The sequence below is a fragment of the Rhodococcus sp. WMMA185 genome (assembly GCF_001767395.1).
Taxonomy (GTDB): Bacteria; Actinomycetota; Actinomycetes; order Mycobacteriales; family Mycobacteriaceae; genus Rhodococcus_F.
On sequence record NZ_CP017014.1, the window covers coordinates 2,707,826 to 2,722,036 of the forward strand.

The 14,211-nt window shown below is 65.4% G+C and carries 14 protein-coding genes; 3 read left to right on the plus strand and 11 right to left on the minus strand.

Annotation, left to right across the window (positions count from 1 at the left end; genetic code table 11):
- The first annotated feature begins 218 nt into the window (after positions 1-218).
- On the plus strand, positions 219-638 hold the full coding sequence (locus tag BFN03_RS12115; protein ID WP_070379204.1) for a carboxymuconolactone decarboxylase family protein: 420 nt from the start codon (positions 219-221) through the stop codon (positions 636-638).
- Between the two features lie 24 nt (positions 639-662).
- Here BFN03_RS12115 and BFN03_RS12120 read toward each other — a convergent pair whose 3' ends face one another.
- The 10 genes from BFN03_RS12120 to BFN03_RS12165 form a co-directional block, all read right to left on the minus strand.
- Complete coding sequence (locus BFN03_RS12120; protein ID WP_070379205.1) at positions 663-1,217, minus strand: DUF3558 domain-containing protein; 555 nt, start codon at positions 1,215-1,217, stop codon at positions 663-665.
- Entirely contained in the window at positions 1,214-1,732 is a 519-nt protein-coding gene (locus tag BFN03_RS12125) for a DUF3558 domain-containing protein (RefSeq protein WP_070379206.1), read from the minus strand. Before BFN03_RS12125 ends, BFN03_RS12120 begins: the two co-directional genes overlap by 4 nt.
- Before the next feature lie 11 nt (positions 1,733-1,743).
- A complete protein-coding gene (locus tag BFN03_RS12130; RefSeq protein ID WP_070379207.1) occupies positions 1,744-2,406 on the minus strand; it encodes a TetR/AcrR family transcriptional regulator in 663 nt (220 codons plus the stop codon).
- Between the two features lie 79 nt (positions 2,407-2,485).
- Positions 2,486-3,286 carry an enoyl-CoA hydratase family protein gene (locus BFN03_RS12135; protein WP_070379208.1) on the minus strand — a complete coding sequence of 267 codons (801 nt, stop codon included), beginning with the start codon at positions 3,284-3,286 and terminating at the stop codon, positions 2,486-2,488.
- A gap of 29 nt (positions 3,287-3,315) precedes the next feature.
- Positions 3,316-4,476: an acyl-CoA dehydrogenase family protein gene (locus BFN03_RS12140; RefSeq protein WP_070379209.1), complete on the minus strand. Its 1,161-nt coding sequence runs from the start codon at positions 4,474-4,476 to the stop codon at positions 3,316-3,318.
- Complete coding sequence (locus BFN03_RS12145; RefSeq protein WP_070380870.1) at positions 4,473-6,521, minus strand: acetyl/propionyl/methylcrotonyl-CoA carboxylase subunit alpha; 2,049 nt, start codon at positions 6,519-6,521, stop codon at positions 4,473-4,475. Before BFN03_RS12145 ends, BFN03_RS12140 begins: the two co-directional genes overlap by 4 nt.
- Before the next feature lie 8 nt (positions 6,522-6,529).
- Positions 6,530-8,128: an acyl-CoA carboxylase subunit beta gene (locus tag BFN03_RS12150; RefSeq protein WP_070379210.1), complete on the minus strand. Its 1,599-nt coding sequence runs from the start codon at positions 8,126-8,128 to the stop codon at positions 6,530-6,532.
- Positions 8,125-9,273, minus strand: a complete 1,149-nt coding sequence (locus tag BFN03_RS12155) for an acyl-CoA dehydrogenase family protein (RefSeq protein WP_070379211.1) — start codon at positions 9,271-9,273, stop codon at positions 8,125-8,127. Before BFN03_RS12155 ends, BFN03_RS12150 begins: the two co-directional genes overlap by 4 nt.
- A complete protein-coding gene (locus BFN03_RS12160) occupies positions 9,270-10,973 on the minus strand; it encodes an acyclic terpene utilization AtuA family protein (protein WP_070379212.1) in 1,704 nt (567 codons plus the stop codon). The genes BFN03_RS12155 and BFN03_RS12160 overlap by 4 nt, the downstream gene beginning before the upstream one ends.
- Entirely contained in the window at positions 10,970-11,761 is a 792-nt protein-coding gene (locus BFN03_RS12165; protein WP_070379213.1) for a TIGR03084 family metal-binding protein, read from the minus strand. Before BFN03_RS12165 ends, BFN03_RS12160 begins: the two co-directional genes overlap by 4 nt.
- A gap of 91 nt (positions 11,762-11,852) precedes the next feature.
- Here BFN03_RS12165 and BFN03_RS12170 point away from each other — a divergent pair, with 91 nt between their 5' ends.
- Entirely contained in the window at positions 11,853-12,707 is an 855-nt protein-coding gene (locus BFN03_RS12170) for an SDR family oxidoreductase (RefSeq protein WP_269748437.1), read from the plus strand.
- 121 nt (positions 12,708-12,828) lie between these two features.
- Positions 12,829-13,707 (plus strand): EamA family transporter, encoded by an 879-nt coding sequence (locus tag BFN03_RS12175; protein WP_070379214.1) that lies wholly within the window; start codon positions 12,829-12,831, stop codon positions 13,705-13,707.
- A 36-nt stretch (positions 13,708-13,743) separates the two neighbouring features.
- Here BFN03_RS12175 and BFN03_RS12180 read toward each other — a convergent pair whose 3' ends face one another.
- Positions 13,744-14,091, minus strand: a complete 348-nt coding sequence (locus BFN03_RS12180; RefSeq protein ID WP_070379215.1) for a hypothetical protein — start codon at positions 14,089-14,091, stop codon at positions 13,744-13,746.
- Positions 14,092-14,211: the final 120 nt, after the last annotated feature.

A 14,211-nucleotide genomic window follows, 5' to 3' on the forward strand; every position in this document is an offset into this window, starting at 1 on the left:
ATCAGCGGAAACGCGACTCCAGATCGCTCAGTACACGGTGCCGGTTCGCACCCAGATATCGGACGCGGGCAGCCGCCGTTCGCCCCGTGGCCCACTGCAATTCGGGCTGGACTCCGACGGCGCCCCGAGTTCTAGGATTGTGACGATGCCCACCAAAGAAGAGCGCCGGGAGGACATCCAGCACCGGATACAACAGCCGAGCACAAGGAAGGCCCGAAATGACTTCGACGCACATCAACCCTGCAGAGACCCGCGACGAACGGTTCGCCCGCGGCTCGGAAATCCTGGCTTCCCTGCACGGCGAGGGTGGCCGAAACGTCCTCGACTCACTCGCCGAAGTCTCCCCTGAACTCGTTCATCAGATCGGAGCCTGGGCGTTCGGCGACATCTACAGCCGGCCCGAACTCTCACTCCGGGATCGACAACTGTTGACCCTCGGGATGCTCGCCGCCCTCGGCGGCTGCGAACCACAACTGACCGTCCATATCAACGCTGCACTCAACGTCGGCCTGAAACCGGAAGAGATCGTCGAAGCATTCCTGCACTCGGCCATCTACTGCGGAATGCCGAAAGCAATGAACGCCACCTTTGTCGCCAAAAGCGTCTTCGCAGATCGCGGGATCCTTCCGGCGACCTAGACGAACCAGACTGCTCCTGTTGACCTAAATGCTCCGGTTGACCGTCAATTCAGCGAGAGTCGATGCTGCATCGCAAGGATCCGCCGCCGCGGCTGTGAACTGAACCCACCAACCGACGACCCCGCCGGACGGCGATCCGACTGTCACACCGCACGAACCTGGATCATCCGGAGGGCGCATCACCAGGGACCTGTTGCCCTGGACAGTTGACGACTCCACGGCATAGCCCAACTTCTCGCCGGTCTCCTTCTCGGTATCGAGGGATCCCGTCTCGAACCAGTTGAACGTGACCTTCGCGGGTCCGTTGGACCCGATCGTGTCCCAGCGACAGATCGCACCGAAGAAGCCGCGTTCAATCGCGTCGGCGCCCACCGTCTGCGCAATCTGCCCCTCGGTCACCGCACTGCATTCCTCGAGCAGTGCGGTGAATTGCTCGTTGTCACCGGGCGACGATTCTCCTTCGGCCCGGGGGGATCCCTGGATCGACGACCCGCATCCGGCAATCAACCCGACTGCGGCCGTCGCGGCGACTACCCGCACGGCGCGCCGAATCCGGCGAGTGGCTACGTTCACGCTCATACCGCCCTCGAGACGCTCAGTTCAGCAAGATTGCGGGCCACCGTGCAGGGATCGGCCGCCGGTCGTGCATCCGCATACATCACCGACCAGTGGATGAAATCGCCACCGAACTCCACACCGAGCTCACACAAGATCCCGCCCGACGACGCGATGAATCCTGGATGCCCCTGAACGTCGATTGCAGAAGCAGGCCTGCCGATCATCTCGGACCCGGCACGCTCGCGGCCGATGGGACTGCCGCGGTACCACGAAAACGTCACGCTGGGTCCGCCGACTCCCGCCACCTCCCATTCACAACCGACCGAATTGCGGGTCACCGCGGTGAACGGTGGCATCCCGAACTCCTCGGCCACCTCTTCATCGGTGACGGAACCGCACTGGCCGAAGAACGGCCCCGGATCGGTCACCACACGTGGCGGCGCGGCTTCGGTGCCCGAATCGTCGACGGCCTCCGCGCAGCCGGCCAGGACCGCCGAGGCGGCAACCAGGACGAGCGCTCCCCTTTTTAGGCCCATGCTCGCTGACTCTACCGACCTCCTCGCTCGGCGCCCGATACGTCGCGGGTGGCCCGGTCGCACGGCGGCTCTGCCGACTCACCTCGCGGTAGCGCAGCGTCCAACTGCGCCGCCCAATTGCGTACGACCTCGGCACGCCGCTTCGAATCGTCCGTGAGTACGTCCGCGAGGCCGAGTCCGCGGGCGAGGTCGAGGGTGGCCTGCACCAGACCGTGTGCGATCGGATCCCCGTCATCGAACCCTAGGTGTTCGACGGCGGTGCGGTGCGCGACCCGGCCGAACCGTTCCTCGAGCGGCAAAATCCGCGCCCGGAGTTCGGGGTCTGCGGCCGCCGCCGTCCACACCTGTAGCGCCGCCTTGAACAGGGTTCCCGTGTAGTACTCGACGAGCCTCGACACCACCGCCTCCGTACGACCCGCCCCGGTTGGGAGATCGGTGGCCTCGCGGCGCGCCTGCTCCATCCGAGCCTCGAACATGACCTCGAGTGCCGCCGTGAAGAGGTCTTCACGCGTGGGGAAGTGGTGCTGGGCCGCGCCGCGCGACACACCGGCACGCTGAGCCACGAGGCTGACCGTCGTGGCCGCCCAACCCTGTTCGGCGAGACAATCGATGGTTTCCTCGAGAAGGTGTCGTCGCGTGACCCGGCTACGGTCCTGCTTCGGTTCGCTGGTCATCGTGTACCTTCCGCTCTCGGCGCTACGGCCCGGTGCGCGGGCCCTAGTCCCGTGTATGTCGTCGAGTCGAGGTAACCCCTCAGTCACGACCGGCGCCGACAGCCCATCTCGGCGGCCGCTTCTGCAGAAACGCCGTCATTCCCTCACGGGATTCCTCGGACTCGAAGAGCCTCGCCGACTGGGCGGTCAACGCATCGGTGTATTGGTCGAAGTCGGCGAGCACGGCGCGGGTGGTCAGCGTCTTCGACTCCGCCAGACCCTGCGGCGATGCCTGACGGAACTGATCGAGCAATTCCTCGACCGCGCCGTCCGGATCCTGAGCGAACGCAGTGATCAGTCCAATCGCTTCCGCCTGATCGGCGCCGAACTTCTCGCCAGTGAGGAAGTACCGGCTGGCCGCACGAGAATCGATTCGCGGCAAGACGGTGAGCGAGATGATCGACGCCGCGAGTCCGAGACGTACCTCGGTGAGGGCGAAGGTGCTGCGTGGCCCGGCGATCGCGAGATCACACGCTCCGACGAGCCCCATACCGCCGGCCCGCACATGCCCATCGATCTTCCCGATCACCGGCTTCGGCAACTCGACGATGGCCCGCAGCAAGTCCGCCATCTCGCGGGTCCGGGTGCCGACGTCTCCCTTGGTCTCGCTCAGGTCCGCTCCGGCGCAGAACGTCCCACCGGTGTGCGTGAGAACAACAGCCCGCACATCCGGGTCCGCGGCCGCCGTCCGCAGACCCTCGTGGAGTTCGCTGACCAGTCGGCCCGAGATGGCGTTCCGGTTGTGCGGGGAGTCGAGCGTCAGAGTCGCGAACCCGGCCCCCACCTCGTACCGCACGTAGCGGTCCGAGGTGGCGTTCGTGCCCGTCGCAGTGTCGGTCATGGATTCCTCCGAGTCTTGTTGCGGCTTGCTCAGTACGACTTCGGCAAGCCCAGTGAATGCTGGGACACGAAGTTCAAGACCATCTCGCGGCTCACCGGCGCGACCCGCCCGATCCGCGCCGCTCCGAGCATGGCGGCGAGGCCGTACTCCTTGGTGAGACCGGCACCGCCGTGGGTCTGGATCGCCTGGTCGAGAGCCTTGATGCTGGCCTCCGCCGCCGCATACTTGGCCATGTTGGCCGCCTCGGCGGCGCCGAAGTCGTCTCCACTGTCGTAGAGCACAGCCGCCTTCTGCATCATGAGCTTGGCGAGTTCGAGTTCGATCTTGGCCTGCGCCAGTGGATGCGAGATCCCCTGATGGGCACCGATCGGGTCCTTCCAGACCGTACGTTGCTTGGCGAAGTCGACCGCGGCGTCGAGGGCATAGCGACCGACGCCGATTGCCATCGCCGTGGCGAGGATGCGCTCGGGGTTGAGCCCGGCGAACAGCTGCATCAGCGCCGCGTCCGCCTCTCCCACCAGTGCGTCCGCGGGAAGCCGGACGTCGTCGAGGAAGAGCATGAACTGGTGGTCGGGTTCGATGATGTCCATCTCCACCGGCGTCTTCACGAAATTCTCGGCGTCGGTGGGGACGATGAACAGCGCCGGCTTCAACTTTCCGGTCTTGGAATCTTCGGTCCTGGCGACGATCAGTACGGCATCGGCCTGATCGACACCCGAGATGTAGATCTTGTTTCCAGTCAGCAGCCAGTCTTCGCCATCGCGTCGCGCCGTGGTCGTGATCTGGTGCGAGTTGGAGCCGGCATCGGCCTCGGTGATGCCGAAGGCCATGATCTTCGAACCGTCAGCGAGACCGGTCAGCCACTTCTGCTTTTGATCCTCGGTACCGTACTTGCCGATGATCGTGCCGCAGATGGCCGGCGACACCACGACCAACAGCAAGCCTGCACCGTGGGCCGCAAGCTCCTCCTGGACCAGGGCGAGCTCGTAGATGCCCGCGCCGCCACCACCGTATTCCTCGGGCAGGTTGACCCCGAGGAAGCCGAGCTTGCCTGCCTCGTTCCACAATTCGGTCAACGGCTCTCCACGCCGCGCCTTCGGCAGCACGTAGTCGATGTAGTTGAAGCGCTCCCCGAGCCGGGACACCGAGGCCCGGAGTTCCTTCTGCTCTTCGGTCTCGATGAAACTCATGATTCTCCCTCGTGTTCTGCTGTCGATGCTTCCACTACGGCCAATACCGTTCCCACATCCACTTGCTGGCCGGCGGTGACGGACAGATCGCTGATGACACCGGCGTTCGGCGCCTTGATCGTGTGCTCCATCTTCATCGCCTCGAGCCAGACGATCGGCTGCCCTGCGACGACGGTGTCACCGACCGCCGCTCCCAGCCGGATCACGGAACCGGGCATCGGCGCGAGCAGCGAACCCTCGGCCACAACTTCGCTCGGGTCGGTGAAGCGCGGCGTCGCGTGCAGGCTCACCGGCCCGAGTGCCGAGTCCACGAACACGTCGTCGCCGTATCGCGCCACGTCGAATGTCCGCCGCAAGCCGTCGACCTCGAGCGCGACGTGCCGCGAAGCCGCCGACACGAGCGTGACGTTTTCGAACTCGTCGGCCCGAAGCCCCGATCGGGTGAGGAGATACCGGATCTCGATGTCACCGCCGCGCCCCGAAAAGGTCTTACTCTGCGGCGCGGAAGCCAGGTTTCGCCACCCACTGGGCACAGACGTGTTCACCGAGGCGACGTCGCGGTTGTGTGCGGCGTCGGCGAGCGCGGCAGCCAGTGCAGACAGCCTCTCGGTCTCGGTCGATGCCAGCGGTCGCGACAGCACGTCCAGCGAGTGGGTGTCGAAGAAAGCGGTGTCGGTGTCGCCTGCGAGGAAGGCCGGATGACGGAGCACGTTGACCAGCAGGTCTCGGTTGGTGCGCAATCCGTGAATCTTTGCGCGGCTCAACGCTGCGGCGAGCCGGGTGGCCGCCTGCGTGCGCGTGGGTGCAAACGAGATGACCTTTGCGAGCATCGGGTCGTAGTGCACGCCGACCGTCGAACCGTCGACCACACCGGAATCGAGTCGGATACCCGGTGACCGAAGGACGTCGAATTCGACGGCAGGCTCAGCCATTTCGATGCGGTATACCGGCCCGCTCTGCGGCTGCCAGTTCTGCGTCGGATCCTCGGCGTACAACCGGACCTCGATGGAATGACCGGACACTGTGGTCGATTCGGCACCGAGAGCGTGCCCCGTGGCCACTTGCAGCTGCAGCTCCACCAGGTCGAGTCCGGTAGTGCATTCGGTGACCGGATGCTCGACCTGCAACCGGGTGTTCATCTCGAGGAAGTAGAAGTCGCCTGCATCCGCATCATCTCCCCCTCGCTCCGCTCGACCGGACGCCAGGAACTCGACCGTACCGGCACCCTCGTAGTCGATGGCCTTCGCGGCGAGCCTGGCTGCCTCGAAAAGCCTGTCCCGCATACCGGGACGAGCGTCGACCAACGGTGACGGCGCCTCTTCGACCACCTTCTGGTGACGACGCTGGATCGAGCACTCCCGCTCCCCGACGGCCCATACCGCTCCGTGCCGGTCCGCCATGACCTGGACCTCGATGTGCCTGCCCGTCTCGAGGTATCGCTCACAGAAGACGGTCGGGTCGCCGAAGGCCGACTGCGCTTCGCGGCGTGCGGCTTCGAGTTGCTCCGGCAAGTCCTCGAGTGCACGCACCACACGCATGCCGCGGCCCCCGCCTCCCGCGGAGGCCTTCACGAGAACCGGCAGATCGGCCTCGGTGACGGAATCGGGGTCGAGTTCGGCGAGCACCGGCACCCCGGCAGTGGCCATCATCTTCTTGGACTCCACTTTGGAGCCCATCATCTCGATGGCCGGCGGCGGCGGACCGATCCAGGTCAGTCCTGCCTCGATGACGGCGCTCGCAAACCCCGCGTTTTCCGAGAGAAATCCGTAGCCGGGATGTATAGCGTCCGCACCGGCGCGCAGTGCAGCCTCGATGACGAGGTCGCCGCGAAGATACGTATCTGCGGGACTGCTTCCCGGCAGCCGGACCGCGATATCCGCTTCCGCGGCGTGAGGGCTCTGGGCGTCAGGGTCCGAGTACACGGCGACGGTACCAATGCCCGCGCGCCGACAAGTAGCGAAGATACGCCGCGCGATCTCGCCGCGGTTGGCGACCAGCACGGACGTGATCGTGCCGGGTACGAGCGGAGCGGTGGGGGTAGTCAACACAGTCCTCACATCCGGAAGACGCCGAAGTTCTCGGCGCCCTTGATCGGGGCGTTGGCAATGGCCGACAGACACATTCCCACCACCGTTCGAGTATCGCGTGGATCGATCACGCCGTCGTCATAGAGCCTGCCGGACAAGAACATCGGCACCGACTCGGCTTCGATCTGGTTTTCGATCATCGCCCGCATGCCTGCGTCGGCCTCCTCGTCGAAGGCCTGTCCACGTGCCTCCGCCGAGGCGCGGCTGACGATCGAGATCACACCGGCGAGTTGAGCACCGCCCATCACCGCGGACTTGGAACTCGGCCAGGCAAACAGGAACCGCGGGTCGAATGCGCGCCCGCACATGCCGTAGTGTCCGGCGCCGTACGACGCACCGAGCAGGATCGAGATGTGCGGCACCTTCGAATTGGACACCGCATTGATCATCATCGACCCGTGCTTGATCATGCCGCGTTCCTCATATTCCTTACCCACCATGTATCCGGTGGTGTTGTGCAGGAACAGAAGTGGTGTGTTCGACCGGTTTGCGAGCTGGATGAACTGGGTGGCCTTCTGCGATTCCTCGCTGAACAGCACGCCGCGGGCGTTGGCGAGGATGCCGACCGGATACCCGTGCAGTTCGGCCCACCCGGTGACCAGTGAGGAGCCGTACATCTGCTTGAACTCGTCGAAGTCGGAACCGTCGACGATGCGCGCAATCACTTCCCGTGGGTCGAACGGGATCTTGAGATCGGCTGGGACGATGCCGAGAAGTTCCTCCGGGTCCTTGAGCGGTTCGATTACCTCGGCGCGGGGTGCAGGGCCCTGCTTCTTCCAGCCCAGCCGCTTGACGATGTTGCGGCCGATTCGGATCGCATCCTGCTCGTCGACGGCCAGATAATCGGCGAGACCGGACTTGCGCGCGTGCATCTCCGCACCGCCGAGTGTTTCGTCGTCGGACTCTTCACCGGTGGCCATCTTCACCAGGGGCGGTCCGGCGAGGAAGACCTTGGATCGTTCCTTGATCATGACGACGTGATCGGACATCCCGGGGATGTAGGCGCCGCCGGCCGTGGAGTTGCCGAATACCAGCGCGATCGTGGGGATGCCTTCCGCAGACAGCTGCGTAAGGTCTCGGAACATTCGGCCACCCGGAATGAACACCTCCTTCTGCGTGGGAAGGTCGGCACCCCCGGACTCCACGAGGGAGATGACCGGAAGACGGTTCTGCCGGGCAATGTCGTTGGCTCGAAACCCTTTCCGCAGAGTCCACGGGTTACTGGTTCCACCCCGTACGGTCGGATCATTGGCGACGATCAGGCACTCGACACCTTCCACCACGCCGATTCCGACGACGGTGCTGCCACCGACCGGGAAGTCGCTCCCCCATGCCGCGAGCGGGCACAGCTCGAGGAACGGAGAGTCGGGGTCGAGTAGCAACTCGATCCGTTCCCGCGCCAGGAGCTTTCCTCGCTTCTTGTGCCGCGCCGTGTACTTCTCCCCGCCACCGGCGAGAACCTTGGCATGCTCGGCCTCGATCTCGGCGAGCTTGCCGGTCATGGCTTCGGCAGCCTCCGTGTACTCCGCGGAATTCGTGTCGAGCGCCGACTTCAGCGTCGTCATGACTGATACCCCAATCTCTTGGCTGCGAGCCCGGTGAGAATCTCGGTGGTCCCGCCCCCGATACCCAGGATCCGCATGTCGCGGTACTGGCGTTCCACTTCGCTCTCGCGCATGTAACCCAGTCCGCCGAACAACTGAACCGCCTGGTTGGCGACCCACTCTCCCGCCTCTACAGCGGTGTTCTTCGCGAAACACACCTCCGCGATGAAATCCTCGTTCGTTGTCAGCGACCGCTCCACGAGTGCACGGGTATACACCCGCGCGACATCGATCTTGCGTGCCATCTCCGTGACGGTGTTCTGCACCGACTGCCTGCTGATCAGGGGACGCCCGAACGTCTCCCGGTCCCGGACCCACGCCAACGTCAGATCGAGGCACCGCTGCGCACTCGAGTACGCCTGGACGGCGAGCGCGATTCGCTCGGTGAGAAACGCCTGGGCAATCTGCGCGAAGCCGCTGTTTTCGGCACCGACGAGATTTGTCACCGGAACCCGTGCGTCGACGAATGACAGCTCCGCGGTATCGGAGGCGCACCACCCCATCTTGTCGAGTTTGCGGGACACCTCGAATCCCGGTGTCCCCTTCTCGATTACAAGCAGAGAGACACCCTGGGCGCCCGGGCCGCCGGTGCGCACCGCGGTGACCACGAAATCCGCCCGAACCGCGGACGTGATGAACGTCTTCGAACCGTTGACGACGAAGTGATCGCCATCGCGCAACGCGGTGGTCCGCAGGTGTCCGACATCGGACCCCCCGCCCGGCTCCGTGATGGCCAGTGACCCGATGAGTTCCCCGCGTAGCGTCGGGCGCACCCACTTCTCGATCTGGTCCGGATCCCCCGCAGCCACCAGGTGTGGCAGTGCGATGCCCGCCGTGAACAGCGACGCGAACGCTCCACCGGACCCCCCGGCCTGGTGGAACTCTTCGCAGATCACGGCCGTATCGATCAGATCGCCACCCTCACCGCCGACGGACTCGGGAAAACCTGCCCCGAGCAATCCGAGTTCGGCCGCGTCGCGGTGTAGTGCTCGGGGTAGCTCACCGTCACGCTCCCAGTCGCCGAGATGCGGGAGTATCCGTCGCTCGACGAAGCCGCGCACCGTCTTGCGCAGCTCTTGCCGTTCCGGGGAATCCCACGCGCTCACAGAGCTTTCCCTTCGAGGAGTTCGTTCGGAACATCGATGTGACGCGAGCGCAGCCACTCGCCGAGTCCCTTGGCCTGCGGGTCGAACCGCGCCTGCGACGCAACACCCTGGCCGAGGATTCCCTCGATGACGAAGTTGACTGCGCGCAACTTCGGCAGCACGTACCGCGTGACGGTGAGGTCCGCGGCTTCCGGGAGAAGTCGCTTCACCTCGTCGACCGTCAGCACGTGCGCGAGCCAGCGCCACTCTTCGTCGGTGCGCACCCACACACCGACGTTCGCGTTGCCGCCCTTGTCACCACTGCGTGCACCGGCGACCGCGCCCAGCGGGACGCGGGTCGTCGGCCCCGCGTTCAACGGGAGCGGCAGGTCGGGTTCGGCGACGTTCTCGAGGTCACGGACCTCGGCGGTGGGCTCGACGTCCACGCGTGCGCCGTTTGGCAACACCGCGACGTGCGGCACCTGCTTGGCATCGACATAGCCGGGTGTGAAGACGCCGTAGGGCTCGCCGTGGCTCGGTGGCGCGGTCAGCGTGAATCCGGGATAGCTCGCAAGAGCGAGTTCCACGGCGACGGAGGAGAACCCTCGCCCCACCACCTTCGGGTCGGAGTCCCGTACGACGCAGCGCAATAGAGCGCTCGCTGCCTCCTCGGTGTCGGCGTCGGCGTGGTCGGTGCGTGCGAGGGACCAGTCGAGTTCGGCCGGGCGCCTGACGAGCCCGCCTTCGATCTGACGCTGCACCAGTGCCGCCTTGTCCTCGATGTCGAGGCCGGTGAGAACGAACACGGCCTCGTTCCGGAACCCTGCAAGGCTGTTCAGCGAGACCTTGAGTCGTGGAGGCGGCGCCTCACCGACTACTCCGCTGATGCGCACGCGATGCGGGCCGACCTGCGTGAGTTCGGCGGTGTCGATGCGGGCGGTGACGTCCGGTCCGGCGTAGCGGCCGCCGGCTACTTCGTACAGCAGCTGCGCGGTGACGGTGCCGACGGAGACCGCGCCGCCGGTGCCCGCATGCTTGGTGATCACCGATGAGCCGTCGGCCTCGATCTCGGCGATCGGGAAGCCGGGATGGTCGAGGTCGGCGATCTCGGTGAAGAACGCGTAGTTACCACCCGTGGCCTGGGTGCCGCACTCGATGACGTGACCGGCCACCACCGCCCCTGCGAGCTGGTCGAAATCGTCGCGTTGCCAGCCGAAGTGCGCAGCAGCCGGGCCGACGATCACCGACGCGTCGGTGACCCGTCCGGTCACCACGACGTCGGCACCCGCATTCAAGCACTCGACGATGCCCCACGCTCCGAGATATGCGTTGGCCGTCAACGGATTTCCGAGTTCGAGCTCGGCCGCACGGGCGATCAGGTCATCACCCTCGACATAAGCGATCTTCGCCGACAGCCCGAGCTTGTCATTCACCGCGTGCAGGGCATCTGCCAGCCCGGAGGGGTTGAGGCCCCCGGCGTTGGCGACGATCCGCACGCCCTTGTCGAGCGCCAGTCCCAGACAGTCCTCCGCCTGACGGAGAAACGTCTTGGCGTAGCCGAGGGTTGGATCCTTCATCCGGTCCCGGCCGAGTATCAGCATGGTCAACTCGGCGAGGTAATCGCCCGTCAAATAGTCGAGTTCGCCCGCTTCGAGCATCTCGCGCATCGCCGACAGGCGGTCGCCATAGAAGCCCGAGCAGTTGCCGATCCGTACGGTCATCGCGATCCCGCTTCGCGGCCTCCGCCGGCCGGGCCGGCAAACGCCTGCGCGATGTCCAGCCAGGCACCGGCCTCCGGGCCGGTGGCGACGAGGGCCAGATCCTGCCGGTGAGCGCGCTGGGTAACGAGCAGACAGAAGTCCTCCGCCGGCCCGGTCACCCTCTGAACTGCATCTTCTGGACCCCAGACCCACAGTGAGACCCCGTCGGGGGCGGTGAGTTCGACTCGGAACTCCTCAGCCGGAGGCGTGAGCCCGTTGACCACGAAGGCGAAGTCGCGGGTACGCACACCGAGGTGGGCGATGCTCCTGAGTCGCTCGGTCGGCTTACGTGACACGGACAACGCGTCCGCGACGTCCTGACCGTGTGCCCACGTCTCCATCAATCGGGCGGTCGCCATCGACGCCGCCTTCATCGGCGGGCCGTACCAAAGGATCTTCTGTCCGGGGGGAACTGTCATCAGGGCCTCGGCAAGACGCGCCCTCGTCGTACGCCAGTTCGCGAGCAGTTCCGCGGGTGGGCGCTGTGCGTGCTCTTCTGCGCCGGCGTCGACGAATCCGGCTGGGTTCGACGCAGCCACCGTCAACTGTTCAGTAAAGCCGTCGGGGTTCGTGATCGCCTGCAGGGCGGCCTCATCCGTCCACAACAGATGTCCGATCTGGTGGGCGATGGTCCAGCCTTCGGCTGGAGTCGGCTCGGCCCAGCGGGAATCGGGGATACCCGCTACCAGCGCATCCAGCGACTCACTCTCAGCACGCATGTCATCAATGAACCTCTGCAGTTCGACCATGAGACTAGCATCACACCGTTTGGATAAAAAAGCAAGCACGATTGATTGTTATTTGCATGCATGCCGGGCGCCGACCTGACAGTCTGGTCGCATGATCCGACAGTTGTTGACCCAGGCCGCGCTAAACCCACTCCCCTCGCCGCTGGCGTTGGCCTCCCGCCTCCTACCGGAATCCGGCCACACCATCGCCGGAAAAAGGATCCTCGTGACTGGTGGATCCTCGGGTGTCGGTGAGGCAGCCGCGCGCCGTCTTGCCTCGCTGGGCGCGGAGGTCGTCCTCGTCGCACGCGGTTCCGAAGCGCTCGAAGCCGTCCGCGACGAAATCCTCGAAGCCGGCTACAACGCGCACGCCGTCTCGGCCGATCTCACCGATCCGGAGTCGGTCGACGCTCTGGTGTCGCATGTACTCGACGAAATCGGTCCTGTGGATGTTCTGGTCAACAACGCGGGTCGCTCCATCCGGCGGCCGGTCGAGGACTCACTCGAGCGCTTCCACGACTTCGAACGAACCATGTCCATCAATTACTTCGGCTCGACGCGCCTGACGCTCGCCATACTCCCGTCGATGATCGAACGGGGCGAGGGACACATCATCAATGTCGCCACGTGGGGCGTACCTGCCGGTGTCATGCCCAAATTCGCCGCGTATCACGCCTCGAAGGCGGCGGTCGGCGCGTTCGGCCGCAGTCTCGGCTCCGAGTTGCACGACCGCGGAATTGCCGTCACCACGCTCGACTTTCCTCTGGTGCGGACGCCGATGATCGCACCCACCACGGACTACGACGCCATGCCCGCGCTGTCCCCCGACCAGGCGGCGGAGTGGTTCGTCACTGCGATCCGGACTCGACCGACCGAACTCCTGCCCACCTACGCGGAGGTCTTTCGGATAATCGGCATGTTCGCACCGTTTGCCACCGATGCCCTGGTACGGCGCAGTGGCATCTGAGGAGTGACAGACTGGGACGGTCTCGACCTAGCACCGCACATGCGAGGGAGCCGTCCATGCCCGACGCCGCGCTCTTTGCCCGCGACGACCGTATCGTCGCCGGTTCGGGTCGCCCGGACCCATGACCACGGGCATCCGCTCACCGGGGACCACGGAACAGCACAGTCAACTTCTTCCGGTCGTCTCGGTCCTCGGATCGGTACTGTCAGTACAGTTCGGCGCCGCCTTCGCGAGCACTCTGTTCGACGAGGTGGGCGCGATAGGCGCGGTGTTCTTGCGCCTCACGATTGCCGCCCTCATCCTCGGCCTACTCTTGCGGCCCCGGTGGTGGCGGTGGTGGCGATCGCATCGACAGGGAATACTCGCGCTCGGAGTGGCCCTCGCCGTGATGAACTCGGCGTTCTACGAAGCTCTGGCGCGGCTGCCGCTGGGAACCGCCGTCACCATCGAATTCATGGGTCCACTGACCCTTGCCGCAGTGCTCTCGCGGAGACTGCGGGATGGGGTGTGGGTGCTGGCGGCGCTTGCCGGAGTAGTTCTGCTCGGCCTACGCGAGAGTTCGAGCGCAGAATCCCTCGACCTCGTCGGTGTCGCATTTGCGCTGACAGCCGGCGCCGCGTGGGCTGGATACATCATCACCGGCTCGAATCTCGCCGCAAAGGTTCCGAGCGCGGATGGCCTCGCAGGAGCGAGCATCGTCGCGGCAGTCCTGATGATTCCGCTGGGCGTGGTGTCGGGCGGCTCCGAACTCTTCGATCCCCGAATACTCGCCGTCGGGGCGGGAGTGGCCATGCTTTCGTCGGTGATCCCCTACTCGCTCGAGTTGCGAGCGCTGAAGGTGATGAGCAAGAAGGTGTTCTCGGTTCTCATTGCCCTGGAACCGGCGGCCGCGACACTGGCCGGCGTGATCGTGCTCGGACAGGTACTCGGCCTGCAATCATTGGCCGCGATCGCACTCGTCGTCGCGGCGGGAGTCGGATCCGTGCTGAGTAGTTGGTAGCGACGGACAACCGTGCGGACCCAGCGCTCCCGAGCGCTAAGAGGCAACTCGTGAATCGGCCTGCGACGACCGAGGGTGTTGCTTATGATTCCTGCGGCCGTTCAGCATCCACCCGGCATCGAGTTCCCTGGTGCCGGGGCGATGCCGCCGGATGGTGAACGATGTGATCGGCAGCTGCTCCACTGCGCGGGCATCGGCGCGCAGGTCACCGGCGATCCCCTGTTCGAGCACCGAATACGCGGTGCGGTTGATTGAATACACCGCCAGCCGCAGGGCGTCGAGCGCCGTGGGTCTCGGACCGAACTCGGCAAGCGTGTGGCCGCCGTCCACCGCGGTTTCGACCACAGCGTAGAAATGCCAGTCTTCGCCCGAATCCCCAGTCATGATGTGCCTCACTCGCTGCGCCTATGTGAGCTATGACACACACCGTAGCGTGAGGTGGCGACAGGTTTACGGCGGCGCGCCGCTCGTTCGGCAAAACTTCGTTCGCGGACGAACGCCACG

Bases quoted from the DNA above. Each gene is read 5' to 3' on its own strand.
- BFN03_RS12160 (WP_070379212.1), bottom strand. From the start codon at position 10,973: ATGACCGTACGGATCGGCAACTGCTCGGGCTTCTATGGCGACCGCCTG.
- BFN03_RS12165 (WP_070379213.1), bottom strand. From the start codon at position 11,761: ATGGTCGAACTGCAGAGGTTCATTGATGACATGCGTGCTGAGAGTGAG.
- BFN03_RS12125 (WP_070379206.1), bottom strand. From the start codon at position 1,732: ATGGGCCTAAAAAGGGGAGCGCTCGTCCTGGTTGCCGCCTCGGCGGTC.
- BFN03_RS12180 (WP_070379215.1), bottom strand. From the start codon at position 14,091: ATGACTGGGGATTCGGGCGAAGACTGGCATTTCTACGCTGTGGTCGAA.
- BFN03_RS12150 (WP_070379210.1), bottom strand. From the start codon at position 8,128: ATGACGACGCTGAAGTCGGCGCTCGACACGAATTCCGCGGAGTACACG.
- BFN03_RS12140 (WP_070379209.1), bottom strand. From the start codon at position 4,476: ATGAGTTTCATCGAGACCGAAGAGCAGAAGGAACTCCGGGCCTCGGTG.
- BFN03_RS12175 (WP_070379214.1), top strand. From the start codon at position 12,829: ATGACCACGGGCATCCGCTCACCGGGGACCACGGAACAGCACAGTCAA.
- BFN03_RS12130 (WP_070379207.1), bottom strand. From the start codon at position 2,406: ATGACCAGCGAACCGAAGCAGGACCGTAGCCGGGTCACGCGACGACAC.
- BFN03_RS12170 (WP_269748437.1), top strand. From the start codon at position 11,853: ATGATCCGACAGTTGTTGACCCAGGCCGCGCTAAACCCACTCCCCTCG.
- BFN03_RS12120 (WP_070379205.1), bottom strand. From the start codon at position 1,217: ATGAGCGTGAACGTAGCCACTCGCCGGATTCGGCGCGCCGTGCGGGTA.
- BFN03_RS12115 (WP_070379204.1), top strand. From the start codon at position 219: ATGACTTCGACGCACATCAACCCTGCAGAGACCCGCGACGAACGGTTC.
- BFN03_RS12135 (WP_070379208.1), bottom strand. From the start codon at position 3,286: ATGACCGACACTGCGACGGGCACGAACGCCACCTCGGACCGCTACGTG.